The sequence below is a fragment of the Dactylosporangium thailandense genome, assembly GCF_059739745.1.
Window position 1 is genome coordinate 7,347,922 of record NZ_AP029195.1, and the last position, 21,737, is coordinate 7,369,658.

Genomic DNA, 21,737 nt, shown 5'->3' on the forward strand with positions numbered 1-21,737 from the left:
GCAATATCTTGGGCGAGGGAGTAGGATGCCGCCCATGAGGTCCGAGGGAGCCCTGATCGAGCGCTGGCGCTCGCTGCTGACCAGCTACAACGAGGTCGCGGGCCACCTGGAGCGGGCGCTGTCGGACGAGCACGGCCTGACGTTGAGCGAGTTCGAGATCCTCGACCGGCTCGTCGCGCAGGACTGTGAGAAGCGCCGCATGCAGGACCTCGCCGCCGACATGTACCTGAGCCAGAGCGCCCTCTCCCGCGCCGTCGCCCGCCTGGAGAAGCACGGCCTCGTCGCCCGCGCGCTGTGCGAGGCCGACCGCCGCGGCGTGTTCGTGAACCTCACCGAACAGGGCCTGGCGCGGCACACCGCCGCCCGCCGGACCCACCTGGCGATCCTGGCCGAGCACCTGCAGCCCGCCTGATGCCGTTCATCGCGCCGTCCTGCCGCATGGGCCTCGGCCTGGCCGCCGTCGGGCGGCCCGGCTACATCAACCTGGGCCGCGACCACGACCTGCCCGCGCAGCGCTCGGTCGACGCGCTGCGCCGCCGCAGCCACGAGCTGCTCGACGCCGCGTACGCCGCCGGGGTCCGCTACGTCGACGTCGCGCGGTCCTACGGCCGCGCCGAGGAGTTCCTGGCCGCCTGGCTCCCCGGGCACGACGACGTGGTGGTCGGCTCGAAGTGGGGGTACACCTACACCGCCGGCTGGCGCGTGGACGCCGAGGTGCACGAGGCCAAGGACCACTCCCCCGCGACCTTCGAGCGCCAGCTCGCCGAGTCCCGCGCGGTGCTGGGCGATCGCCTGGACCTGTACCAGATCCACTCGGTCACGCCCGGCAGCCCCGCGCTCACCGACCGCGCGCTGCACCGGCTCCTCGCGGACCTGGCCGCGACCGGCGTCACCGTCGGGCTCTCGGTGAGCGGCCCGGGCCAGGCCGAGGCGATCCGCGCGGCCCTGCGCGTCGAGGTGGACGGGGCGCCGCTCTTCCGGACGGTACAGGCGACGTGGAACCTGCTCGAGCGCTCCGCGGGCCCGGCCCTGCGCGAGGCCCACGCCGACGGCCGCCGCGTCATCGTCAAGGAGGGCATGGCCAACGGCCGCCTCGCCGCCCGCGACGCCGAGGCCCTGGCGGCGGTGCTCGCCGAGCCGTTCACGGATGTCGTACTGTCCGGAGCCGCCACCATCGCCCAGCTCACGAGCAACCTGCGCGCCCTGGGCACGGCCCCCGCCCGCGACCCGGACCCTGAACCGCCGGACGACTACTGGCGCACCAGGTCCTCCCTCGCCTGGTCCTGACGACGGGCCGCGCCTTCAGCCGATCGTGACCACCTTCGCCCACTCGGGCGGGGAATCGGGCACGTAGTCGGGGTCGTCCTCGTCCCACCGGGAGGGGCGCGCGAAGAGGCCGATCACCGTGCGGCACCGCGGCGCCCGCTCCGGCCACGGCGTCTGCCCGTCCGTCAGCACCACGACCACGTCCGGCCGCGGGCTCTGCCGCAGCGCGCGCTCGAAGCCGGCCCGCAGGTCGGTCCCGCCCCCGCCGACCAGCGCGATGCCCTCGGCCCGGCACAGCGTGAACGCCAGCGGCGCGGCCGCGTCGCAGGGCAGCACGGTGACGAGGTCGCGGCGGCCGCCGACGGCGCGGCCGATGGCCGCGACCTCCAGGATCGCGCTGCCCAGCTCGGCGTCGCTGACCGAGCCGGAGGTGTCGATGACGACGCAGACGCGGGGCGGGCGGCGGCGCAGGCTCGGCAGCACGACGCCGGGGAGCGCGGCCGAGCGGCGGGCCGGGCGGCCGTACGTGTAGTCGTCCCCCGCCCCCGCGCTCGCCGCCGCCGTGCGCACGGCCGCGCCCAGCAGCCGCCGCCACGGCTGCGGCGGGTGGAACGCCTCGTCGGCCCAGCGCTGCCAGCCCGCCGGGGCGCTGCCGGGCGCGCCCCGGATGGCCTGCGCCACCCGGAACCGGACCGCGTCGCGCTCCTGCGGGCTCAGCCCGTGCGCCCCGGCGGGGCCGAGGTCCCAGGGGCGCGCGAGCCCGTCCGCGCCGCTGCCGCAGTCCAGCCACGCGTGGTCCTGGGTGTGCGGCCCGAGCCGGAACTGCGGCAGGTACTCCTCCATGAGCTGCCCCGGCGTCAGCGCGAGCCGGTGCGGGTACACCGCGCCCTCGGGCGCCGGCAGCCCGTCGCCGAACGCGTCGTCGTTGATCTCGCAGTCGGCCGCGATGTTCATCCGCAGCCGCTCGCCCGGCCCGTCGAGGCCCTCGGCCGCGGCGATCCGGTCGCCGCGGCCGTGGTGGTCGCGCAGCAGGTGCGAGACCTCGTGCACCCACACCGCGGCGAGCTCCTCCAGCGGGGTGGCGTCGACGAAGGCCGGGTTCACGTAGCAGCGCCAGTACCGGTCGACGCCCATGGTCGGCACGAGCCGCGACTCGACCGGGTGCAGGGCGAACAGCGCGCTCGCGAGGTACGGCCGGGCGCGGGTGGCGAACAGCCGCGCCGCGTAGAGCTTCGCCGAGTCCATCAGCGGGCCGCCGCCAGGGAGATGGACACGACGCCGGCCAGGCGCTCGATGGAGGCGGGCAGCTCCCAGTCGTCCTCGCGCAGCGCGGCCAGGGTCTGCGCGGGCACGACGACGAGGTCGGGCGCGCCGGTCGACAGGGCCCCGGCGAGCACGGCCCAGGCCGCGTCCCAGCGCTCCCGCGACGGGCGGCGCCGGACCGCGTCGACGACGGCGTCGAGGACCGCCTGGCGCAGGTCGCCGCGGTCGGGCAGTACCGCGGAATCGGGTTCGGCCAGAAGCTCCTCGGGGTCCGGCAGGTCCATCCGGTCCAGGCTCGCCAGCAGCTCCAGGCCCGGCCCGTCGCCGACCGCCCCGCGGACCAGCATCGACAGCGCCTCCCGGGACGCTCCGGCGGCCGTGCCGAACGCGATCAGGCGCAGCGTCATGTCCCAGCTGCGCGGCGACGGCCACGCCCCGCCGCGGCGCGTCTCGCTCGACGGCAGCTGGTGTACGAGCTTGGGCCGGGCCGCCAGCAGCCCGCACACGGCCCTTCGCGCGAAGGCGACCGCCTCGCCCAGCCGCCCCGGGTCGAGCTCGGGCAGCTGCGCCCGGGGCCAGACCCCGCCGAGCCCGCGCACGACGACGTCGTGCTGGAACGCCCACTGCAGGTGCACGAACCGGTTGGCGAGCGGCGCGCTGAGCTCCCATCCGTCGGCCGCGGACCCGCGCGGGTTGGCCGCGGCCACGATCCGCACCCCCTCCGGCAGCGTGAGCGCCCCGACGCGCCGCTCCAGCACCACCCGCAGCAGCGCGGCCTGGACGGCGGGCGGAGCGGTCGACAGCTCGTCGAGGAACAGCAGCCCGCGCCCGGCCCGCACCAGCCGCACGGCCCAGTCGGGAGGGGCCATCGGCACCCCTTGCACGGCCGGGTCGTCGCCGAGCACCGGCAGCCCGGCGAAGTCCGAGGGCTCGTGCACGCTCGCGATGACGGTGGTGAGCGGCAGGTCGAGCGCCTCCGCGAGCTGGTTGAGGGCGGCGGTCTTGCCGATGCCGGGCTCGCCCCACAGCAGCACGGGCAGGTCCGCGGCCACGGCCAGGGTGAGCGCCTCGAGCTGGGTGTCGCCGCGGTGCTCGGTCTCGGTGTCGTACAACAGCTTCAGCAGATCGGCGGCAGTGTCCAAAGTAGGCATTGGCATCACCTTGTGGGAGTCAGGCCGTTACGGAAAAGTCCATGCAGGATGCGTTGCCGCGCGGCGGCCTCCAGGGCCTCGCGCAGGGCCCCGGCGCGTAGCAGCGCGTTCGGGCCGAGCAGGCTCTCGACGGCGGCCAGCGCACCGGCCGCGTCGCCGTGGTCGAGCCGCGCCCGGATGTCGTCCAGGCGCTCGGGCGTGCGGTGCACGAGGTCGATGGCGCGCAGGCAGGGCAGCGGCGGCCCGCCCAGCGCGACCAGCAGCTCCTCGCGGCGCAGCTGGGCCGGGTCGTGGTCGAGCGCGGTCAGCACGCCGTCGACGAGCGCGATGCGATGCTCCGCGCCCCGGCACTCGACGAGCCTCGTGGCGGCGCCCGGTTCCGGCCCGGGAAGCAGTACCGAACCCGGAGCCAGCGCCTCGGCGACCAGCGGGTGCAGGGCGCCCGGGTCGATCGCGTCCGCCTCCAGCAGCTCCAGGTCGGGCGCCGGATAGGTGGAGGCGTGCGGGAGCACGGGCACGCGGCCGTCGCGGGTGCGGGCCGGCCGGGTCGTGCCGGTTCGGGGGTCGAGGAGCAGCCGTCGCCCCGCGGCCCTCACGAGCACCGGGCCGCCGGTCCGCAGCAGCGCCGCCTCGGCCGCCCAGTCGGGCCGGGCCCGGGCGCGCAGCTCACCGGACCGCCGGGCGTCCCAGAGGTGGCGGTGCAGGTCGAGGCGGAAGTACCGGTCCGGGTGCGGGCCGCCGCCGGTGCCGTCCCACAGGGCCAGGCTGAAGCGCTGCCCGCCCGCGGCCCACGCCGGCGGGGTGCGGACGACCAGGTGCAGCTCCGCGTCGTAGCGGGCCAGCGCGATCGTGAGCCCGGGCCGCAGCAGGCCGCCGGGGCCGATCCGCGGCAGGTGCCAGCGCAGCAGGTCGGGGGCGAGGTGGCGCAGGTCGGCGCGGACGCGCGCGGCTATGTCGGGGCCGCGCAGGCGGGCGAGTGACCGCAGGTTGAGGTCCACGTCGACGCGGGCGGCCGCGCAGGCTCCGGCCCAGTCTCCGGCGAGGCGCCGGGCGGTGGACGTTTCGATCATCGGCGGCGGGACGGCGAACTCACGCACCCGCAGCCACAGGTCGAGCCGGGTCTCTCCGTTCGCAAGGGATGGGTGCATCAGCACTCACCTTTTGCGGACGGGACCCCCAATCTCACGTTGGTAGCCATCGCGCACCAGCGTAGCGGCAAGTCCCGCGCCGGGCCAGGTGCGCCCGGCGCGGGACACCTCAATTCCTAGTGGTAAGTCCCGTCGAGGAGGCCGTTGACGTACTTCTCCACGTTCGTGTAGCCGGTGTGGTCGAAGTCGCCGGTGGCGTCGCTCGCGCTGGCCGGGTTGAGGCCGTGGGCGCTCTCCCACGCGTCGGGCATGCCGTCTCGATCGGTGTCGGCGGGCGCGGTGCCGCCGGCGATGGTGCCGTAGCCGTTGTTCGCCAGCCCCGTGCTCGTCTGGTGCGCCCACAGGTCGCCGGACTTGCCCAGCGACTGCACGTCCCGCACCACGAGGGTGTCGACCTGGTCGCGGGGCAGCGCGCCGGCCTTGGCCACGACGTTGGCGTAGGCCGTCGCCGCGCTCGTGGCCGGGATGCCGCTGGTCGTCGCCGACCACGGGCTCGACAGCGCGGTCGCGCCGCCGCCGAGGCCGAGGGCGGAGCCGTTGAGGGCGCCGTCCTTGTTCGAGTCGATGACGTTGCCCGAGTTGTAGACCGCCTGGTTGCCCATCTGGTAGTACGCGTTGCTCGCGTTCGTCGTGCGCGGCCCGGTGACGAAGTAGTTGCCGATGACGTCGTGGGTGAAGTGGCCGCTGGAGTTCCCGGCGGTGTAGCCGGCCTGGTAGTCGTAGACGACGTTGTTGATGTACTGCGTGTTCGCCTTGGCCAGCGGGCAGCGGTTGTGCGCGTTGGCGAAGAGGTTGTTGTACCAGGTGTAGGGCCCGGTCTCGGTGTGCGCGGCGAACTGCTGGCCGATCGGGTCGGCGTCGATCGACCACTGCACGGTGATGTTCGTGGCGCCGACCGAGTCGATGTTGTTCCACTGCGCGAACTCGATCGACACGTGGTCGAAGATGAGCGTGCTGCCGTTGTAGAAGTTCAGCCCGCTCTTCTTCTCGTCCGGGTCGAGGTCGCCCTGGCGGAAGCGGACGTTGCGCACGATCACGTTGGCCGAGTTCGCGAACGAGACCTCCCGCCCCATGATGCCGATGCCGCCGCCGGGGGCGGTCTGCCCGGCGATCGTCAGGTTGCTCTTGACGGAGACGGCGGAGGACAGGGTGATGTACCCGCCGACGTCGAACACCACGATGCGGTTCGACGCGCTCACCGCGTCGCGGAACGAGCCCGAGCCGCTGTCGTTGAGGTTCGTCACGTGGTAGACGCTGCCGCCCCGGCCGCCGGTGGCCGCCGCCCCGAAGCCGACCGCCCCCGGGAACGCCACGACCGGCCCGCTCGGCGGCGGTGCGCTCACGAGGTTGAAGGCCCACTGCATCCGCGCGATGTCGGAGCAGCTCTCCTGCACGATCGGGTTGTTGCCGGCGGTCGAGCCGTCCTTGTCGCTGATGCACAGGCCGCTCTGCGCGCTCTTGACGAGGTACTTCCCGGCCGCCGCGGTCGAGGCGGTCAGCTGCCAGGTCTGGTTCGCGCTGGCCCCGCACGTCCACTGCCACAGCTGGGTGCCGGCGGTGGTGGACGAGTTCGGCACGTCGACGCACTTGCCGCTCGCGACGCTGGTCAGGCCGTAGGCGCCGTTCTGGGCGACGACCTTGAACTGCTGGTTGGCGCACGCGACCTGGACCAGCGGGTCGCCGTTGGCCGTCCCGGTGCCGCTGACGGTGAGGCACTTGCCGGACGCGCCGGAGGCGAGGGTGTACGTGCCGCCGGCGACCGGGGTGGTCGCGGCCTCGGCGGGCCAGACCGCGACCGCGGTGGCGAGCAGTCCCGCGGCGGCGGCGACCACGAGCACGACGCTCTTTCGCATCGAACGGTCCTTTCTCTCGTGGGGAGTCGCTACGAGAGATGCCGGCCGGACGGATCGATAACGGTTTTCGCGCCGCGGGCGGCCGCGGCCGTGCGAGGGGCGTGAAAGGTACTCAGTCGTCGCCGAGGATCGTCAGCCCCGGCTCGCCCCCGGCGCACGTCACCTGGGCCCGCACCGAGCCACCGCCCGAGCGCGCCTTGAACCGCAGCGACGCCGCGGCCGCCGGGCCCCGCTGCACGTGGTCGGCCTCGAACCCCGCCCTCGGGATCCAGGAGTCGAGATAGGCCTGCCCGCCCGGGCACGAGGCCACGAGGCTGCCCCCGGCGGTGCTCAGCGCGCGGCTCGTCCCGGTGGGCGTCGCCGACGGGGCGGAGGTGGGGCTGCCCGCGGGCGTCGGGCTGCCCGCGGGCGTCGGGGTCAGGTAGGCCTCGACGTCGGCCTCGCTCATGGCCTCGTCCGAGGGGCCGAAGAGGCCGCGGCTCAGCGAGCCCACCGCCCCGATCGAGGCGGCCGTCGCCAGCGCCGCGGCCGCCAGCCACGCCGCGATCGCCAAGGGCCAGCGCATTCGCATGCCTCCAGTGTCCGCCGCACGACGATAACGCGCGGTTAAGCTCGCCCTATGGCGAAGGTGCTGATCGTGGAGGACGACGCGACGATTCGCACCGGGGTCCTGAAGGCGCTCGCGGGGCGGGGGCACGTGGTCGTGGCGGCGGCGACCGCCCTCGACGGGCTCAAGCTCGCCGTCGCCGAGGCGCCCGACGTGGTCCTGCTCGACCTCGGGCTGCCCGACCTCGACGGGCGCGAGGCGCTGCGCATGCTCCGGGCGGTCAGCCAGGTGCCGGTGATCGTGGTCACCGCCCGGCGCACCGAGGGCGAGATGGTGCGGGCCCTGGACGCCGGGGCCGACGACTACGTGGTGAAGCCCTACGGGGCCGAGCAGATCGACGCCCGGATCCGGGCCGTGCTGCGCCGGACGGCCCGGCCGGAGCCGGTCTCGCTCGTCGTGGAGGCCGACGGGGTGCGGATCGACCCGCGGGCCCGCACGGCGACCCTCGACGGGGCCGCGCTGGAGCTCACGCCGCGGGAGTACGACCTGCTGCACTACCTGGTCGCCCGGGCCGGCGAGGTGGTCACGAAGCGGGAGCTGCTGACCGAGGTGTGGCAGGTGGCCTACACGGCGGCCGACAAGACCGTCGACGTGCACCTGTCGTGGCTGCGGCGCAAGCTCGGCGAGACGGCCCAGGAGCCGCGGCGCATCCACACCGTGCGGCGCGTCGGCGTGCGGTTCGGCCTGACATGAGACGCCGGCTGGCCCTGCTCGTCGCGGCCGCGATGGCCCTGATGCTCGTGGCCTTCCTCGTGCCGCTCGCGCTGCTGCTGCGCTCGGCCGCCGAGGACCGCGCAGTGGCCGCTGCCACCACGCAGGCGCGGTCCCTGGCCGCGCTCGTGGCCACCGCGGACGCGAACGCGCTGCGGCTCACCGTCGAGCAGGCCAATGTGGACGGTGCGCACCCGGTGACGGTGTTCCTCGGCGACGGCAGCGTCATCGGCGCCCAGGTCGCGGCGACGCCCGCGGTGCGCCTGGCCGCCCAGCGGGGCAGCCTCAGCGTCGCCCACGCCGACGGCCGCGAGGTCCTCGTCGCCGTCCAGGGCCTGCCGGGCGGCACCGCGGTCGTGCGCTCGTTCGTGCCCGAACAGGACCTGCGCCGCGGCGTCACCCGCTCCTGGCTGATCCTCGCCGCCGTCGGGCTCGGCCTGCTGCTGCTCGGCCTGGCCGTGGCCGACCGGCTCGCGGTCGCCGTCGTGCGCCCGATCCGCACCCTCGCCGCCGTGTCCGAGGGGCTCTCCGCCGGCGACCTCGACCGCCGCGCCCCGGCCGGCGACGGGCCGGGCGAGGTGCGCGCGGTCGCCGCGGCCCTCAACCGCCTCGCCGGGCGCATCCGCGACCTGCTGCGCCAGGAGCGCGAGGCCGCGGCCGACCTGTCGCACCGGATGCGCACCCCGATGACCGCCCTGCGCCTCGACGCCGAGGGGCTCGCCGACCCGGCCGAGGCCGCGCGGATGCTCGAGCACGTCGGCGCGCTGGACCGGGCGCTCACCGCGGTCATCGAGGACGCCCGGCGGGAGCGGTCCGCGCCCGAGTGCGACGCGGCCGCGGTCGTCGCCGAGCGGGTCGCGTTCTGGTCGGTGCTCGCCGAGGACCAGGGCCGCGCGGTGCGCACCGCGCTCGACCCCGGCCCGCTGCCCGTCGCGGTGGCCGCCGCCGACCTGGCCGCGGCCCTGGACGCCCTGCTGGGCAACGTCTTCGCGCACACCGACGAGGGCGTGGGCTTCGCGGTCTCGCTGCGCGCCGGCCCCGGCCGGATCGAGCTGGCCGTCGAGGACGACGGGCCGGGCTTCGACCCGGCGGCGGGCGAGCGGGGCGTCAGCGGCGGCGGCTCGACCGGGCTGGGCCTGGACATCGCGCGGCGCACCGCGGAGGCGACCGGGGGCCGGCTCGCCATCGCCGGGTCCCGCGTGGCCCTCGAGCTCTTAACCGATCTTTAGGGTCAAGCCAGGACCCCGTTGACGAAGGTGCCGGGAGATTTGGTCGCACAGGCAACAAGCGATCAGGAAGGTGTACCTCCCATGCGCAGACTCATCATCTTCGGCGCGACGACCGCGGCGGTCCTGGCGGTCGGCGGCACGGCGCTGGCGTCCTCGGGCTCCGGCCGCCACGACGACCGCCCGTCCCACGTAGTGGTCAGCACCGGCGCCGGCGCCGAGGACAACCCGTCCCGGGGCGCGGACGACAACCCGACCTCGCACGGCACCGCCTCGGCGGACCCGTCGGCGAGCCCGACGGCCACCCCGTCGACCGCCCCCAGCGTCGATGACCACGGCGGACTCCGCACGACGCGCACCGCGGAGCCGGGCGACGACCACGGCGGCCGGCGCACCGCCGAGCCCGGCGACGACCACGGCGGGCACGGCCGCGGCGGCGACGACCGCCCCGGTGACGATCATGGGGGTTCCCGCCACCGCCGATAACTGGGATCATGTCGCCGTGCCCCTGCTCGACGACGACGCCCTCGCCGGATCGGCAGTGGTGGCGAACTCCGCGATGAACCGCGAACGCGGCCTCGACGGTGTCAACAGCTACGAGCGCGAGCTCGGCTTCAACCCGGTCGAGGTGATCACGGCGCTGGCCCGCGTCACCGGCGCGCCGGACACGGTCGCGTGGCTCGACCTGTGCTGCGGCTCCGGCCGCGCGCTGGTCGAGGCCGCGGCCCGCCTCGACGAGCAGGGCGTGGCGGCCCGGGTGCTGGTCGAGGGCGTCGATCTCGTCGACGCCTTCGATCCCGCGCCCGAGGTGCCCTGGCTACGGCTGACCGCGGCGCCCGTGCTCGCCTGGGCGCCGCGCCGCCGGTACGACCTCATCACCAGCATCCACGGCCTGCACTACGTGGGCGACAAGCTGGGCCTGCTGACCCGGGCGGCGGGCTGGCTCACGGACGGCGGCAGGCTGGTCGCCGACCTGGATCTGGCGGCCGTACGGCTGCAGGACGGCGCCCCCGCCGGTCGCCGCCTGGCCGCGGACCTGCGCGAGGCCGGCTTCAGCTACGACGGCCGGCGGCGCCGGATCGGCCGGGACGACCGCGGCGACGTCGAGCTGCCCTACGCCTACCTGGGCGCGGACGACCGGGCGGGCCCGAACTACACCGGCCAGGACGCCGTGCACTCGTACTACCGCCGCACGAACGGCCGGCCCGCGTAGCCCGGCGGCACCCGTTACAGCAGTCCCCGGCAGCCGGCGACCTGCTCCGCCGAGGGCCGGGTGAGGTCGACGGTGTACCGCGCCGGCGCGTGCACGGCCGGCAGCAGGACCAGCAGGTTCACGAAGCCGACGGGGCCGCGCGGGTTGACGCACGAGACGTTGAAGGCGGTGCGCACGGCCTGGGTCTGCCCGTTGCGGACGATCCGGTAGCCGTGGCTGGGAAACATCGTGGCGTCGGTCAGGTTCAGCGTCATGGTGTTGCCGGACAGCGTCCCGCCGAGGATCGCGGTCAGCGGCGGTGCCGGCACGACCAGGTTGGTCGCGTGCTGGTGCCGGATGGTGAACCCGTTGCCGCTCACGGACGCGGTCGTCGGCTGCGCGGCGACCTCGCGGCCCGGTTCCTCGCACGGGAAGACCTGGCCGGTGTCGAGGTTGGTCAGCCGCCAGTCGCGGATGCTGCGGCTCGGCCTGCTGCCCGTCCGCGGGCTGGACGTGGCGCGGCCGTCCCAGTCGAACTCCACCCACGACAGGATGCGGGCGTCGTCGGGCGTGGCGCCCTGGAACTGGGTGTGCCCGTCGCCGCGGAAGCTGGACTCGACCCGGACCCGGCGCCAGCCCTGCGGCTTGCAGTACGCCGGCACGTCGGTGGTCCACACGGGGCGCCCGTCGCGGCCGACCGGGAGGTGGCGGTGCCCGGCCCCGACACCGTCGTCCAGGCGGTCGCCGTGGCCGCGGTGACGGTTCCGGCCAGGGTGGCCGAGCGGCTGCCCGACACGGTGCGGTCCGGGCCGGCGTCGACGGTCGGCGGCGTGGTCGTGGTCGTGCCGCCGATGGTCAGGTAGCCCTGCCCGTACACCGCGATCGCCGGCCACCACCGCCCGGTCGAGTTCCCGGCGCCGACCTGGACCTCGTAGCGGCCCGGGCCGGGGAACGTGACCGTGTGCGTGGGCCCGCTCGTCCACACCGGCTCCGCGGCCCAGTAGTCGGTGCCCCAGCGGGTGAACCGGACGTGCGCCCCATTCCGGGTGACGCACGAGCCCGGCGGCACCGGCTCAGGGCATGAGTGCGTCGCGCACGGCCGTGGCGGGTTCGGTCAGGGAGCCGTGGACGAGGTCGGTGCGGTGCACCAGGCGGGGCTCGGCGACCGGGACGCCGCGCACCCCCGGGGTCAGCGCCGGCTCCGGGAGCAGCGCCAGTCCCGCGCCCGCGGCGATCAAGGACGAGAAGACGGCGGCATCGGTACCGGGATAGGCCAGCCCGCCCCGGAAGCCCTCCGCCCGGGCCAGGGCCCGCAACCGCTCCAGCGGCGTGGCGATCTCGGGCGCGTCGAGCCACACCGCGTCGGCGAGGTCCGCCAGGCGCAGCCCGCGCCGGCCCGCGAGCGGGTGCCCGGCCGGCAGCGCGACGACGGCCGGGCGCTCGGCGACGGGCGCGGTCCTCAGCCGGCCGGTGTCGGGCAGCGGCAGCGGGTCGCTGGGCGCGGTGACGCCGTCGACGAGCCCGAGGTCCAGGTCCCCCACGGCGACCCCGGTCGCGACCGTGGCCACGCCCGCGACGTGCAGCGTGAAGGTGACCCGCGGCATGGCCCGCTGCACCCGCACCAGGGCGGCGGCGTCGACGCCGGACAGCGGGGTCGCGCCCAGGACGACCGCGGCGGGCGGCGGGCCGGACAGCCGCGCGACGTCGGCCCGCGCCGCGGCCAGCCGCAGCAGGATCGGCCCGGTGTGCTCAAGCAGCCGCGCGCCGGCGTCGGTGAGCGCGACCGGCCGGCGGCGCAGCAGCGGGGCGCCGACGTCCTGCTCGAGCGCGGCGATCTGCTGGGAGACCGCGGACTGGGTGTAGCCGAGCTCGTCCGCGGCCGCGGAGAACGAGCCCAGCCGCGCGACGGCGGCGAAGGTGCGCAGCAGATGAGGGTCCACGACATCATGATTGCTTATCTCGGTACCGTAAACAGTCGTTGGACTAATCTCGCGGCCGGACGCAGGCTGAGGACATGACGACGACTCGCACCGCCCGCATCGCACTCGTCGGCGACCGCTCGCCGCACGTGCGCTCCCACACCCGCATCCCGGCCCTCATCGAGGTCCTCCGCGAGCAGCACGGGCTCGCGCTGGACGCGTACTGGATCCCCTCCGAGGAGGCCGACGGGGCGAGCCTCGCCGCGTTCGACGGGATCTGGCTGGTCCCGGGCTCGCCGTACCGCTCGGAGGCCGGCGCCCTCACCGCCGTCCGCGCGGCCCGCGAGCACGGCACCGCCTTCCTCGGCACCTGCGGCGGCTTCCAGCACCTCATGCTCTCCGTGGCGCGCGACCTGGCCGGCCTGCCGGACGTCGTGCACGCCGAGAGCGACCCGGACGGCGAGCGGCCGCTCATCGTCCCGCTCGCGTGCTCGCTGGTCGGGCACTCCGGCGCGGTGACCCTGCGGCGGGGCAGCCTGGCCGAGCGCGTCTTCGGGGTGGAGCGCTCGGTGGAGCAGTACCACTGCTCGTACGGGCTCGACCAGGCCTACCTGCCCGCGCTGGAGGCGCACGGGCTGCGCTTCACCGGGCACGACGACGACGGCGAGGTGCGGGTGGCCGAGCTCGACGGGCACCCGTTCATGGTGGGCACCCTGTTCCAGCCGGAGCTGGCCGGCGACGGCACGCGGGTGCACGCGGTGATCTTGGCCTTCGCCGAGGCCGCCGTGTCCGTGGGCGCCGCCCGCTCCGTCGCGGCCGTCTAGCTACTTCGTCGGGACGTTGCCCAGGGCGGTACTGCCGATGCGGGCCATGATGTCGTCGAGCTCCAGGGCGTTGAAGCGCTGCCGGTTGTAGCCGTGGAAGGTCAGCATGACGAAGACGTCGCTGTCCACGCACCACAGCTTGGCGTCGGCGTTCTCGCCCGCGGCGTCGACCTTGTGGCCCGCGACCGCCTGCTTGCCGCACTCGACCGGCAGGCGGGACAGGCCGGCGCCGCCCTGCTGGGACTCGTACCTGGCCACGGCCGACGTGCTCACCTCGACGTACAGCCGCAGCTTGCTCCCGGTCGCCTCCGGGCTGTGCGAGTCGTGCTGGAAGGTGTAGTCGCAGGTGCCGGCCTCGCCCTTGGCGGACTTCTCCAGGGTGCCGCCGAGGTCGGTGCCGAAGGCGTCCTTGTTCAGCAGGGCGCACGGGTCCGTGGGCTGGCGGTGGGTCAGGTCGGCGTTCCCGCCGCCGATGCCGCCCAGGCCGTTCTCGATGACGTACGCGGCCGTCGAGCCGCCGATCACGCACAGCGCGAGCAGGCCGCCGACGATCGCCAGGAGCACGCCCGTCTTCGGCTGGAACGGCGTGGGCGCGGCCGGCGGCTGATAGCCGGCGGGCTGCGGGTAACCGGCGGGCTGCGGGAACGGCGCCCCCGAGTACGGCCCGGGCACCGGCTGCTGCGGCTGTGGCTGCGGCGCGGGGTACTGCGGCTGGTACGGGTCGAACTGCGGCGACGTCACGAACGGCAGTATGGCAGGCGGGGACCTGGCTCACGGGGCCAGTCGCGGTCCCCCGGCCGGCTCGGCGGCGGCCAGGGCCAGCAGGGCGCGGTCGTGGCCGGGCGGCGCGACGAGCGCGATCCCGGCCGGCGGGGAGGCGCCCGTGGGCAGGGACACGCTCGGCAGCCCGAAGGCGCTGGCCGGCACCGAGCAGCGCAGGATGTCCCGCCGCCAGGCGTCGCGGCCCGCGAGGCCCAGGTCGCGCGCGTGGCCCGGGCCGCCCGCGGGCAGCACCAGCCAGGCCTCGTCGCCGAGGAGGTCCAGCAGCTCGGCCCGCCACGCGGCGAGCCGCGCCCGGGCGTCCGCCTCCTGCGCCGCGGTCACCGCCGCGCCGAAGCGGAAGCGGCCCTCGACGTCGGGGGCCAGCACGCGCGGGTGCGCCTCGACCCACGCCCCGTGCGCGCGCCACGCCTCGGCCGACTGCACCCGGCGGAACGCCAGCACCAGCGGGTCGGGATCGTCCCAGGTGGACAGGGACGTCTCGAGCACGGGAAGCCCGAAGCGCGCGGCGTCCGCGGCCGTGCCGCCGATCGCCAGCAACCGCCGCGGCGCCGCCACGGGCCCGGGCGGCAGCAGCACCTCCCCCACCGCCGCGAGCGTCGCCGCGTCGCGGGTGATCCAGCCGACGGTGTCGAACGACGGCGCGAGCGGCTGGACGCCCTCCGTCGGCACCGCCCCGTGCGTGGGCCGCAGGCCGAACAGCCCGCAGCAGGACGCCGGCACGCGGATCGAGCCGCTGGTGTCGGTGCCCAGGCCGATGTCGGCGTGCCCGGTCGCGACGGCCGAGGCCGGGCCGCTCGACGAGCCGCCGGTCACGAGGCCGGGCGCGGCCGGGTTCGGCGGGGCGCCGTAGTGCGCGTTGGCGCCGGAGAGGGAGTATGCGAACTCGTCGGTGTGCGCGATGCCCTGCACGACCGCGCCCGCGGCCCGCAGCCGGGCCACCACCGGCGCGTCCTCGGCGGCGGGCAGCGCCTCGGCCAGCCAGGCCGGGTTGCCGCCCCCGACGGCGAACCCGGTCACGGCGAAGAGATCCTTGACCGCGAGCCGCATGCCGTCCAGCACACCGTGCCCGGTGGCCGGCGCCAGAGGCATGCCGTTGACCCGCCACACGCTGGGGTCAGCTGTCACGCCGAGCACACTACGCGCATTCACCACGTTGGCGAACCGGCCCAGGCGGCCGATGCCAGCGCCGTCTGGCCCACGGCGTTCGGGTGGAAGAAGTCCTGCGCGGCGACCATGTCGAGGGTGAACCGGACCCGGTGCACGGCCCCGCCGTCGGTGCGGCAGCGCGGCCCGTAGGCCCGGCAGGCCGCGGCCAGCTGCTCGTTGTAGGCGTCGACGCGCTCGGCGAAGGCGTTGCGCCGCGCGACCACGTCCGGCGCGTTGGACGTGGGCTCGGCCAGCAGCGCCGGGCAGAGCCCGAAGTTCCACGCCTGCACCGCGAGCTTGCTGGTGTGCCCGATCTCCCAGAGCCGGTTGATGTCGGGGATGCTCGCGACCAGCACGCGCGCGTCCGGCGCCCGCTGCTTGAGCACCGCCAGGGCCGCGTCGACGCCGCGCCGGAACTCGTCGGCGGGCGTCATGTCGGCCAGCCGGCCGCGGCAGGCGTCGTCGGCGCCGATGAGGATGGTGACGTACCGCGGCGAAACCCGCACGGCCTCGGCGGCCTGCCCGGCGAGCGCGTCGGCCCGCGCGTTGGCCGTGGCGTAGTTGTGGTTGCCGCCCTTGAGCCCCGGGTCGTCCTTGAGCAGGCGCTTGTAGTGGCTGTTCACCTTGGTGCCGTCGCCGGTGGCCCAGGAGTTGCGCGGGCACGGGCTCGGCGCCAGGCAGGAGGCGAACCCGTTGGAGATGGAGTCCCCGAGCGCGGCCATGGCGGTGAGGCCGCCGGTCGGGCGCGCGGACGCCCCCGGCTCCGCCCCGGCCTCGGCGTCGCATGCGATCGCGAGCAGCGCCAGCCCGGCCAGCAGCAGGCTCCGCCCGCGCTTGCCCACGCTCCGTGCCCAGATATTGACGATGGGCGACAGTGTACCGGCAATGGGAATACTGTCGCGGGAGCCGGTGTTGACCTTGATCTGTGAGGGAACTTCCGCTTTCCGTGCTCGATGTCGCCCCCGTCGCCGTCAACGGCTCGACCGGGGAGGCGCTGCGGCACACGACCGAGCTCGCCCGGCGCGTCGAGGCCCTCGGCTACCGCCGGTTCTGGGTCGCCGAACACCACAACATGCCCGCGATCGCAAGCTCCTCGCCGGCCGTGCTGCTGGCCCACCTGGCCGCGGCGACGTCGACGATCCGGGTCGGCTCCGGCGGGGTGATGCTGCCCAACCACGCGCCGCTGGTCGTGGCCGAGCAGTTCGGCACCCTGGAGGCGCTGCACCCGGGCCGCATCGACCTGGGCATCGGGCGGGCGCCGGGCACCGATCAGCACACGGCGCTCGCCCTGCGCCGCACCATGGAGGGGCTCTCGGCGGAGCACTTCCCCGAGGAGCTGCAGGACCTCATCGCCTACTTCGAGGGCGGCACCCGCATCCTCGCCTCGCCCGGCAAGGGCTCCAAGCCCGACGTGTGGCTGCTCGGCTCGAGCGGCTTCAGCGCACAGCTCGCGGGCCTGCTCGGGCTGCCGTTCGCGTTCGCACACCACTTCAGCGCGCAGAACACACTGCCGGCGCTGGGGCTGTATCGCCAGAACTTCCGCCCGTCGCAGTGGCTCGAGGAGCCCTACGCGATGGTCGCGGTGAGCGCGATCGCCGCCGAGACCGACGAGGAGGCCGAGTTCCTCTCCGGCCCCAGCGCGCTGTCCTTCCTGCGCCTGCGCTCCGGCCGCCCCGAGCCGCTCGCAACACCGGAGGAGGCGGCGGCGTATGCGTACAGCGACCGTGAACGCGAGTTCGTCCTCTCCCGCCGCGAGGGCCAGGCACTCGGCTCACCCGCGACCGTCCGCCGGCAGCTCACGGACCTGCTCGCGGCCACCCAGGCCGACGAGTTCATGCTGACCTGCATGGTGTACGACCTCGAGGCCCGGGCCCGGTCGTTCGAGCTGATCCGCAAGGAGGTCGCGCCCGCCCTCACGAAGTAGCGCCCCCGCCCCGCCCCGGCCCGGACCGTGCCGGCCCGGGCCGCGCGGTCAGCTCGCGCGATCCAGGCGACCGACGAGCGCGCCCGGATCGGTCCGCTCAGTGCGTCCCGAGCCTGGCCGCACGGCGGGGTCGCGCGCCCGGGGTGACCAAGTGGCGCCCCCGCGCGGTAGCGTCACCCGCGAACTTCGGCGAAGATTGCGGGCGATCTTGCTGGTCGAGTGAGGTGGGGGCGTGTGAACAAGACCTGGGTGCGGCTGCGGCCGGTGGTCGAGGGGGACCTGGCCATGTTCCGCCGGTTCGCGACCGAGCCGGGCCTCGCCGGTCCCGCCTGGACCGGGTACCACGAGCCGAACGGGCCCGCCCGGCGCTTCGCGCTCGACGGCTACCTCGGCGCCGACGACGGGCGGCTCATGGTCGAGGCGGACGAGACCGCCGCCGGGTTCGTGCAGTGGTTCGCGATCGGGTCGGGGCCGGCACAGTACTGGGGCGTCGGCATCGTGCTGCTGCCCGAGTGGCGCGGCCGCGGGGTCGGCTGGCGAGCGCAGACGCTGCTGTGCGACTACCTGTTCGCGAGCACGCCGACGCAGCGGATCGAGGCGCGCGTGCAGCCCGAGAACATCGCCGAGCAGAAGGCCCTCGAGAAGGTCGGCTTCCTCAGCGAGGGCATCCTGCGCTCGGCCGAGTTCCGCGACGGGGCCTGGCGTGACGTGCTCGTCTACGGTCGGCTGCGCGGCGACCGATGATCTACAAGATCCTGCTCCCGGCCGAGTGGGCCGGGTTCGAGGCGGCCGGCGCGTTCGCGGGCTCGCCGCTCGACCTCGGGGACGGGTACGTCCACCTCTCCACCGCGGAACAGGTCCACCGCACGGCGACGCGGTTCTTCGCCGGCGTGCCCGAGCTCGTGGTGCTCTCGGTCGACCCCGGGCCGCTGGGCGAGGCGCTGCGGTGGGAGGCCAACGAGCACGGGACGTTCCCGCATCTGTACGCTCGCCTCCCGCTGGCCGCCGTCACCAAGGTGCGCCACATCACCGACGTCGCCGAGCTGCAAGACCTGGCCGACTGATGCGCCGGTTGACGCTCGTGCTCGCCGCGGTTCTGCTGACGGGCGGTTGCGGGGGCGAGGCCCCGCCCGCCACTGCCCCGGGCTCGCCGCCGCCGCCGTCCGCGGCCGCGCTCGCCGAGCCGAAGGCCGGGGACTGCTTCGACAAGCCGATGCGCACCACCCTCTCGCCGCCCGCGAAGGTCGACTGCGCGCAGGAGCACCAGTCCGAGATCGCCGCCGTCGGCACCCTGACCGGGGTGTCGTCCGCGACGCCGCCGCAGCCGAACGACCCGTCGCTCGCGGCCGCCGACGCGGACTGCCGGACGAAGACCGCCGCGTTCCTCGGCACCCCGCTCGGCCGCCACGGCGCCACGCTCGAGATCGGGCTGCCGGCCGACCAGGACTGGCAGTCCGGCAGCCGCTGGTACGCGTGCGAGGCGGTCGTCGTCGACGCCGCCCCCGGCCGGGCCGCCTTCGCCACGACCAGGGGCACGCTCGCGGGCGGCCGGACGCCGCTCCCGGCGCACTGCTTCAACCTCGCCAAGGCCGGCACGACCGCGGGCATGACCGAGACCCCGTGCACCGGCAGGCACGCCGCGGAGTACATGGGCGCGGTCCGGGCCGGGTTCGCCGCGCCCGTGCCGGCGGACGACGAGACCTGGAAGCCGTACGCCGCCGCCTGCCGCGACGAGGTCGCCGACCAGATGGGCGTGACGGCCAAGGCGGTCGACGACAAGTGGGGCTACGACGGGTACCGGTCGCAGGAGCTCCACGGCTACGGCGTCACCGTCACGCAGTGCTACTTCGTGCTGTGGCAGGGCCGGACGATGACCGGCTCGGTGGCGGGCACCAGGGGCAACGGGGTGCCGCTGTCCAACGCGCGGTAGCGCCGGCGGCCGTGCGGGCAACGCGCGTTAGCGCCGGCGGCCGTGAGGGTACGGTGTGGCCATGTCTGACGCGCCGCCGGTATTCGTCGTCATGGGTGTCGCCGGCACCGGGAAGACCACCGTGGGCGCGATGCTGGCCGGGCGGCTGGGCTGGACCTACGCCGAGGCCGACGACTTCCACCCGCCCGCGAACGTCGAGAAGATGGCCACGGGCGTCCCGCTGACCGACGCCGACCGGGAGCCCTGGCTGGCGGCGATCGGACGCTGGCTCGACGAGCGCGCCGCGGCCGGCGAGCCCGGCGTCGTCACGTGCTCCGGGCTCAAGCGCGTGTACCGCGACCGGCTCCGCCAGGGCCGCCCGCAGGTGCGCATGGTGTTCCTCGATGGCTCTCGCGAGCTGATCGCGCGCCGGCTCGCGGCCCGGCACGGCCACTTCATGCGCGTCGAGATGCTCGACAGCCAGTTCGCCGCCCTGGAGCCGCCGGAGCCGGGCGAGGGCGTGACGGAGGTGTCGGTCGAGCCGCCGCCGACCGAGATCGTGGACGCCATCCTCCGGGCGCACCCCGAAGCGCTCCGCGAGACCGCCACCGACGCGTGAGCGGACCGGGGCTACTCGAAGCGAGAGCAGGCCGCCGCCGACGCGTGAGCCGGCCGGGGCTACTCGAAGCGAGAGCAGGCCGCCGCCGACGCGTGAGCCGGCCGGGGCTACTCGAAGAGAGAGCCGCGGCCGCCGCCCTCGCGGAAGCGGGCCCGCCGCCGCAGCTCGACGACGACCGAGTCGACCAGGGCGGTCGCCGCGAGCACCAGCAGGAGCAGGCCGAGCCAGACGAAGCCGGCGGCCAGGGCCAGGGCGCCCAGCACCGCGCTGGTGAAGAAGCCGAACGTGGCCAGGACGAGGCGAAGGTTCAGGGCGGAGTACGGGTGCCCGAAGGTGCCGCGGGCCCCGCGGGGCTGGGCGCGCATCACGAGATCATCCCTTCAGCTGAGTGATCTTGTCCTTGAGGATCGTGGTCGCGATGGCGGCGCGGTGGGGCTGGCCGCGCAGGAAGGACTCGGCGAAGCGGACCGCCTGCTGGTACGTCACCTTCGCCGGCATCGGCGGCTCGTTCGCGTCCACGGCGACGTCGACCACGGCCGGGCCGGCGAAGGCGAGCGCGTCGCGCAGGGTCTCCTCCAGCGCGCCGGGCGAGGTCACGCGGGCGCCGAAGCCGCCGCAGCCGCGGGCCCAGGCCGCGTAGTCGGGCGCGGGGTCGCCGAAGCGCACGCCGTACTCCGGCAGCCCGAGCACCATCTGCTCCCACACGATCATGCCGAGCGCGTTGTTGTTGTTGATGACCACCTTGACCGGCAGGCCGTAGCGCGCGGCGGTGTGGAACTCGGCCATCAGCATCGCGAACCCGCCGTCGCCGACGAAGGCGATGCACTGGCGGCCGGGGTACTCGTGCTGCAGCGCGATCGCGTAGGGCAGCCCCGGGGCCATGCTGGCGAGCGTGCCGGACAGGTAGAACTCGCGGCCCCCGACGATCTGCCAGTGCCGGGCGGCCCAGGTGGCCACGGTGCCCGAGTCGCAGCACAGGATCGCGTCGGCGGCGGCCACCCGGTCCAGGGCCGCGGCCAGGTACTGCGGCGCGATCGGGTCCCGCTCCGCGCTCTCCAGGGCGGCCAGGCCCTCCCGCCAGTCGCGCATCTTCTCCTGGTACCGCTGCAGATGCCGCCGATCGGTGCGCCGCTTCAGCCGGGGCAGCAGCGACTCCAGGGTGGCCGCGGCGTCGCCGACGAGCGGCACGTCGGTCGGGACGCGGGTCCCGGCGCGGGCCGCCTCGGCCTCGATCTGGATCACGTGGGCCTGGCCGGGCTCGGGCAGGAACTTCGTGTAGGGGAAGTTGGTGCCGACCATGAGCAGCGCGTCGCACTCGGCCATGAGGTCCTCGCTCGGCGCGGTGCCGAGCAGCCCGAGGCCGCCGAGCGCGTACTGGGAGTCGTCGGGCAGCACCATCTTGCCCAGCAGCGACTTCACGATCGGCGCGCCGAGCACGTCCGCGGTCAGCTCGACCAGCGCCCCGGCGCCCCGCGCGCCGATGCCGGCCAGGATCGCCGGGCGCTCGGCCACGTTGAGCAGGTCCGCGGCGGCCTGCAGGTCGTCGTCGGCGGGGCGGACCGGGGGCGGGACCCACACCGGGGAGGTGGCCGGCGCGCGGACCGGGCCGACGTCCTCAAAGGGGTTGTCGCCCGCGGCCGCCACCTGCACGTCGTTGGGCACGGTCAGGTGGGCCACCCCGCGGCGGGCCAGGGCGGTGCGCACGGCGATGTCGACGAGCGCGGGCGCCTGGGCCGGGTTGACGATCGGCTCGTTGTACTCGGCCACGTCCTCGAAGAGCCGATCAAGATGTACTTCCTGCTGATAGCCGGTGCCGAGCACCGCGGACTCCTGCATGCCGGTGATCGCCAGCACGGGGGCGTGGTCGAGCTTGGCGTCGTACAGCCCGTTGGCGAGATGGATCCCGCCCGGGCCCGACGTCGCCAGGCACACGCCCAGCCGCCCGGTCGCCTTGGCGTGCGCGACGGCCATGAAGGCGGCCGCCTCCTCGTGGTGCACGAGCACGAACCGCACCCGGTCCGCATTGCGCCGCAGGCCCTCCATGAGCCCGTTGATGCCGTCGCCGGGCAGGCCGAACACGGTGTCGACGCCCCAGGCGGCCAGCCGCGCGATGATCGCCTCGCCGACGGTCGGTTGCTTCGCCATACCGTATGGCTTGCCGGATCCGCCGGGTCCAAACCCCTCGCGGTGATCCGG

The 21,737-nt window shown here is 75.2% G+C and carries 25 protein-coding genes; 13 read left to right on the forward strand and 12 right to left on the reverse strand.

The annotated features are described in order from the left end of the window. The first annotated feature begins 34 nt into the window (after positions 1–34). Together AC6JBM_RS32565 and AC6JBM_RS32570 are read left to right on the forward strand one after the other, a co-directional pair. On the forward strand, positions 35–412 hold the full coding sequence (locus AC6JBM_RS32565) for a MarR family winged helix-turn-helix transcriptional regulator (RefSeq protein ID WP_350622788.1): 378 nt from the start codon (positions 35–37) through the stop codon (positions 410–412). Further along, entirely contained in the window at positions 412–1,287 is an 876-nt protein-coding gene (locus AC6JBM_RS32570; protein WP_497977845.1) for an aldo/keto reductase, read from the forward strand. The genes AC6JBM_RS32565 and AC6JBM_RS32570 overlap by 1 nt, the downstream gene beginning before the upstream one ends. A 15-nt stretch (positions 1,288–1,302) precedes the next feature. Here the strand turns inward: AC6JBM_RS32570 and AC6JBM_RS32575 are convergent, their stop codons facing one another. The 5 genes from AC6JBM_RS32575 to AC6JBM_RS32595 all read right to left on the reverse strand — a co-directional run bounded on the left by AC6JBM_RS32575 (position 1,303) and on the right by AC6JBM_RS32595 (position 7,252). After that, positions 1,303–2,511 carry a vWA domain-containing protein gene (locus AC6JBM_RS32575; RefSeq protein ID WP_497977846.1) on the reverse strand — a complete coding sequence of 403 codons (1,209 nt, stop codon included), beginning with the start codon at positions 2,509–2,511 and terminating at the stop codon, positions 1,303–1,305. Beyond that, positions 2,511–3,686, reverse strand: a complete 1,176-nt coding sequence (locus AC6JBM_RS32580) for an AAA family ATPase (RefSeq protein WP_497977847.1) — start codon at positions 3,684–3,686, stop codon at positions 2,511–2,513. Before AC6JBM_RS32580 ends, AC6JBM_RS32575 begins: the two co-directional genes overlap by 1 nt. After that, positions 3,686–4,828 carry a hypothetical protein gene (locus tag AC6JBM_RS32585; RefSeq protein WP_497977848.1) on the reverse strand — a complete coding sequence of 381 codons (1,143 nt, stop codon included), beginning with the start codon at positions 4,826–4,828 and terminating at the stop codon, positions 3,686–3,688. The genes AC6JBM_RS32580 and AC6JBM_RS32585 overlap by 1 nt, the downstream gene beginning before the upstream one ends. A gap of 116 nt (positions 4,829–4,944) precedes the next feature. Then, positions 4,945–6,681 (reverse strand): RICIN domain-containing protein, encoded by a 1,737-nt coding sequence (locus AC6JBM_RS32590; protein WP_497977849.1) that lies wholly within the window; start codon positions 6,679–6,681, stop codon positions 4,945–4,947. A 112-nt stretch (positions 6,682–6,793) separates the two neighbouring features. After that, a complete protein-coding gene (locus AC6JBM_RS32595) occupies positions 6,794–7,252 on the reverse strand; it encodes a hypothetical protein (protein ID WP_497977850.1) in 459 nt (152 codons plus the stop codon). A gap of 48 nt (positions 7,253–7,300) precedes the next feature. Here AC6JBM_RS32595 and AC6JBM_RS32600 point away from each other — a divergent pair, with 48 nt between their 5' ends. From AC6JBM_RS32600 to AC6JBM_RS32615, 4 genes are all read left to right on the forward strand, one after another. Next, positions 7,301–7,981, forward strand: a complete 681-nt coding sequence (locus tag AC6JBM_RS32600) for a response regulator transcription factor (RefSeq protein ID WP_350622802.1) — start codon at positions 7,301–7,303, stop codon at positions 7,979–7,981. After that, positions 7,978–9,228 carry a sensor histidine kinase gene (locus AC6JBM_RS32605; RefSeq protein WP_497977851.1) on the forward strand — a complete coding sequence of 417 codons (1,251 nt, stop codon included), beginning with the start codon at positions 7,978–7,980 and terminating at the stop codon, positions 9,226–9,228. Before AC6JBM_RS32600 ends, AC6JBM_RS32605 begins: the two co-directional genes overlap by 4 nt. Before the next feature lie 81 nt (positions 9,229–9,309). Further along, positions 9,310–9,711, forward strand: a complete 402-nt coding sequence (locus tag AC6JBM_RS32610) for a hypothetical protein (RefSeq protein ID WP_497977852.1) — start codon at positions 9,310–9,312, stop codon at positions 9,709–9,711. A 16-nt stretch (positions 9,712–9,727) separates the two neighbouring features. After that, a complete protein-coding gene (locus AC6JBM_RS32615) occupies positions 9,728–10,438 on the forward strand; it encodes a class I SAM-dependent methyltransferase (RefSeq protein WP_497977853.1) in 711 nt (236 codons plus the stop codon). Positions 10,439–10,452: 14 nt separating this feature from the next. Here AC6JBM_RS32615 and AC6JBM_RS32620 read toward each other — a convergent pair whose 3' ends face one another. Continuing rightward, positions 10,453–11,094 carry a hypothetical protein gene (locus AC6JBM_RS32620; RefSeq protein WP_497977854.1) on the reverse strand — a complete coding sequence of 214 codons (642 nt, stop codon included), beginning with the start codon at positions 11,092–11,094 and terminating at the stop codon, positions 10,453–10,455. 33 nt (positions 11,095–11,127) lie between these two features. On the opposite strand from AC6JBM_RS32620, the gene AC6JBM_RS32625 reads away from it, so the two are divergent. Further along, complete coding sequence (locus AC6JBM_RS32625) at positions 11,128–11,280, forward strand: hypothetical protein (protein WP_497977855.1); 153 nt, start codon at positions 11,128–11,130, stop codon at positions 11,278–11,280. Between the two features lie 210 nt (positions 11,281–11,490). Here the strand turns inward: AC6JBM_RS32625 and AC6JBM_RS32630 are convergent, their stop codons facing one another. Next, positions 11,491–12,357, reverse strand: coding sequence for a LysR family transcriptional regulator (locus AC6JBM_RS32630; protein WP_497977856.1), 867 nt, complete (start codon positions 12,355–12,357; stop codon positions 11,491–11,493). A 74-nt stretch (positions 12,358–12,431) separates the two neighbouring features. On the opposite strand from AC6JBM_RS32630, the gene AC6JBM_RS32635 reads away from it, so the two are divergent. Next, positions 12,432–13,160, forward strand: a complete 729-nt coding sequence (locus tag AC6JBM_RS32635; protein ID WP_497977857.1) for a CTP synthase C-terminal region-related (seleno)protein — start codon at positions 12,432–12,434, stop codon at positions 13,158–13,160. On the opposite strand, the gene AC6JBM_RS32640 is transcribed toward AC6JBM_RS32635, so the two are convergent. The 3 genes from AC6JBM_RS32640 to AC6JBM_RS32650 are packed head-to-tail and all read right to left on the reverse strand — an operon-like array spanning position 13,161 to position 15,931. After that, complete coding sequence (locus AC6JBM_RS32640; protein ID WP_497977858.1) at positions 13,161–13,901, reverse strand: hypothetical protein; 741 nt, start codon at positions 13,899–13,901, stop codon at positions 13,161–13,163. A gap of 30 nt (positions 13,902–13,931) precedes the next feature. After that, the gene (locus AC6JBM_RS32645; RefSeq protein WP_497977859.1) at positions 13,932–15,068 is read right to left on the reverse strand and encodes an amidase family protein; all 1,137 of its coding nucleotides are present in this window, start codon (positions 15,066–15,068) and stop codon (positions 13,932–13,934) included. Between the two features lie 20 nt (positions 15,069–15,088). Further along, the gene (locus AC6JBM_RS32650; RefSeq protein WP_497977860.1) at positions 15,089–15,931 is read right to left on the reverse strand and encodes a GDSL-type esterase/lipase family protein; all 843 of its coding nucleotides are present in this window, start codon (positions 15,929–15,931) and stop codon (positions 15,089–15,091) included. 83 nt (positions 15,932–16,014) lie between these two features. On the opposite strand from AC6JBM_RS32650, the gene AC6JBM_RS32655 reads away from it, so the two are divergent. From AC6JBM_RS32655 to AC6JBM_RS32675, 5 genes are all read left to right on the forward strand, one after another. Continuing rightward, positions 16,015–17,013 carry an LLM class flavin-dependent oxidoreductase gene (locus tag AC6JBM_RS32655; RefSeq protein WP_497977861.1) on the forward strand — a complete coding sequence of 333 codons (999 nt, stop codon included), beginning with the start codon at positions 16,015–16,017 and terminating at the stop codon, positions 17,011–17,013. A 234-nt stretch (positions 17,014–17,247) separates the two neighbouring features. Continuing rightward, the gene (locus AC6JBM_RS32660) at positions 17,248–17,757 is read left to right on the forward strand and encodes a GNAT family N-acetyltransferase (RefSeq protein ID WP_350622824.1); all 510 of its coding nucleotides are present in this window, start codon (positions 17,248–17,250) and stop codon (positions 17,755–17,757) included. Beyond that, positions 17,754–18,077, forward strand: coding sequence for a DUF952 domain-containing protein (locus tag AC6JBM_RS32665; protein WP_497977862.1), 324 nt, complete (start codon positions 17,754–17,756; stop codon positions 18,075–18,077). The genes AC6JBM_RS32660 and AC6JBM_RS32665 overlap by 4 nt, the downstream gene beginning before the upstream one ends. Continuing rightward, on the forward strand, positions 18,077–18,943 hold the full coding sequence (locus tag AC6JBM_RS32670; RefSeq protein ID WP_497977863.1) for a septum formation family protein: 867 nt from the start codon (positions 18,077–18,079) through the stop codon (positions 18,941–18,943). Before AC6JBM_RS32665 ends, AC6JBM_RS32670 begins: the two co-directional genes overlap by 1 nt. Before the next feature lie 61 nt (positions 18,944–19,004). Further along, on the forward strand, positions 19,005–19,541 hold the full coding sequence (locus AC6JBM_RS32675) for a gluconokinase (RefSeq protein WP_497977864.1): 537 nt from the start codon (positions 19,005–19,007) through the stop codon (positions 19,539–19,541). 107 nt (positions 19,542–19,648) lie between these two features. Here the strand turns inward: AC6JBM_RS32675 and AC6JBM_RS32680 are convergent, their stop codons facing one another. Next, positions 19,649–19,909, reverse strand: a complete 261-nt coding sequence (locus AC6JBM_RS32680) for a hypothetical protein (protein ID WP_497977865.1) — start codon at positions 19,907–19,909, stop codon at positions 19,649–19,651. Positions 19,910–19,913: 4 nt separating this feature from the next. After that, positions 19,914–21,686: a thiamine pyrophosphate-dependent enzyme gene (locus AC6JBM_RS32685; protein ID WP_497977866.1), complete on the reverse strand. Its 1,773-nt coding sequence runs from the start codon at positions 21,684–21,686 to the stop codon at positions 19,914–19,916. Between the last annotated feature and the right edge of the window lie 51 nt (positions 21,687–21,737).

Coding starts and splice junctions, on each gene's coding strand:
- AC6JBM_RS32605 (WP_497977851.1), top strand. CDS start 7,978: ATGAGACGCCGGCTGGCCCTGCTCGTCGCGGCCGCGATGGCCCTGATG.
- AC6JBM_RS32665 (WP_497977862.1), top strand. CDS start 17,754: ATGATCTACAAGATCCTGCTCCCGGCCGAGTGGGCCGGGTTCGAGGCG.
- AC6JBM_RS32565 (WP_350622788.1), top strand. CDS start 35: ATGAGGTCCGAGGGAGCCCTGATCGAGCGCTGGCGCTCGCTGCTGACC.
- AC6JBM_RS32675 (WP_497977864.1), top strand. CDS start 19,005: ATGTCTGACGCGCCGCCGGTATTCGTCGTCATGGGTGTCGCCGGCACC.
- AC6JBM_RS32635 (WP_497977857.1), top strand. CDS start 12,432: ATGACGACGACTCGCACCGCCCGCATCGCACTCGTCGGCGACCGCTCG.
- AC6JBM_RS32685 (WP_497977866.1), bottom strand. CDS start 21,686: ATGGCGAAGCAACCGACCGTCGGCGAGGCGATCATCGCGCGGCTGGCC.
- AC6JBM_RS32600 (WP_350622802.1), top strand. CDS start 7,301: ATGGCGAAGGTGCTGATCGTGGAGGACGACGCGACGATTCGCACCGGG.
- AC6JBM_RS32570 (WP_497977845.1), top strand. CDS start 412: ATGCCGTTCATCGCGCCGTCCTGCCGCATGGGCCTCGGCCTGGCCGCC.
- AC6JBM_RS32590 (WP_497977849.1), bottom strand. CDS start 6,681: ATGCGAAAGAGCGTCGTGCTCGTGGTCGCCGCCGCCGCGGGACTGCTC.
- AC6JBM_RS32670 (WP_497977863.1), top strand. CDS start 18,077: ATGCGCCGGTTGACGCTCGTGCTCGCCGCGGTTCTGCTGACGGGCGGT.
- AC6JBM_RS32575 (WP_497977846.1), bottom strand. CDS start 2,511: ATGGACTCGGCGAAGCTCTACGCGGCGCGGCTGTTCGCCACCCGCGCC.
- AC6JBM_RS32585 (WP_497977848.1), bottom strand. CDS start 4,828: ATGCACCCATCCCTTGCGAACGGAGAGACCCGGCTCGACCTGTGGCTG.
- AC6JBM_RS32580 (WP_497977847.1), bottom strand. CDS start 3,686: ATGCCAATGCCTACTTTGGACACTGCCGCCGATCTGCTGAAGCTGTTG.
- AC6JBM_RS32595 (WP_497977850.1), bottom strand. CDS start 7,252: ATGCGAATGCGCTGGCCCTTGGCGATCGCGGCGTGGCTGGCGGCCGCG.
- AC6JBM_RS32610 (WP_497977852.1), top strand. CDS start 9,310: ATGCGCAGACTCATCATCTTCGGCGCGACGACCGCGGCGGTCCTGGCG.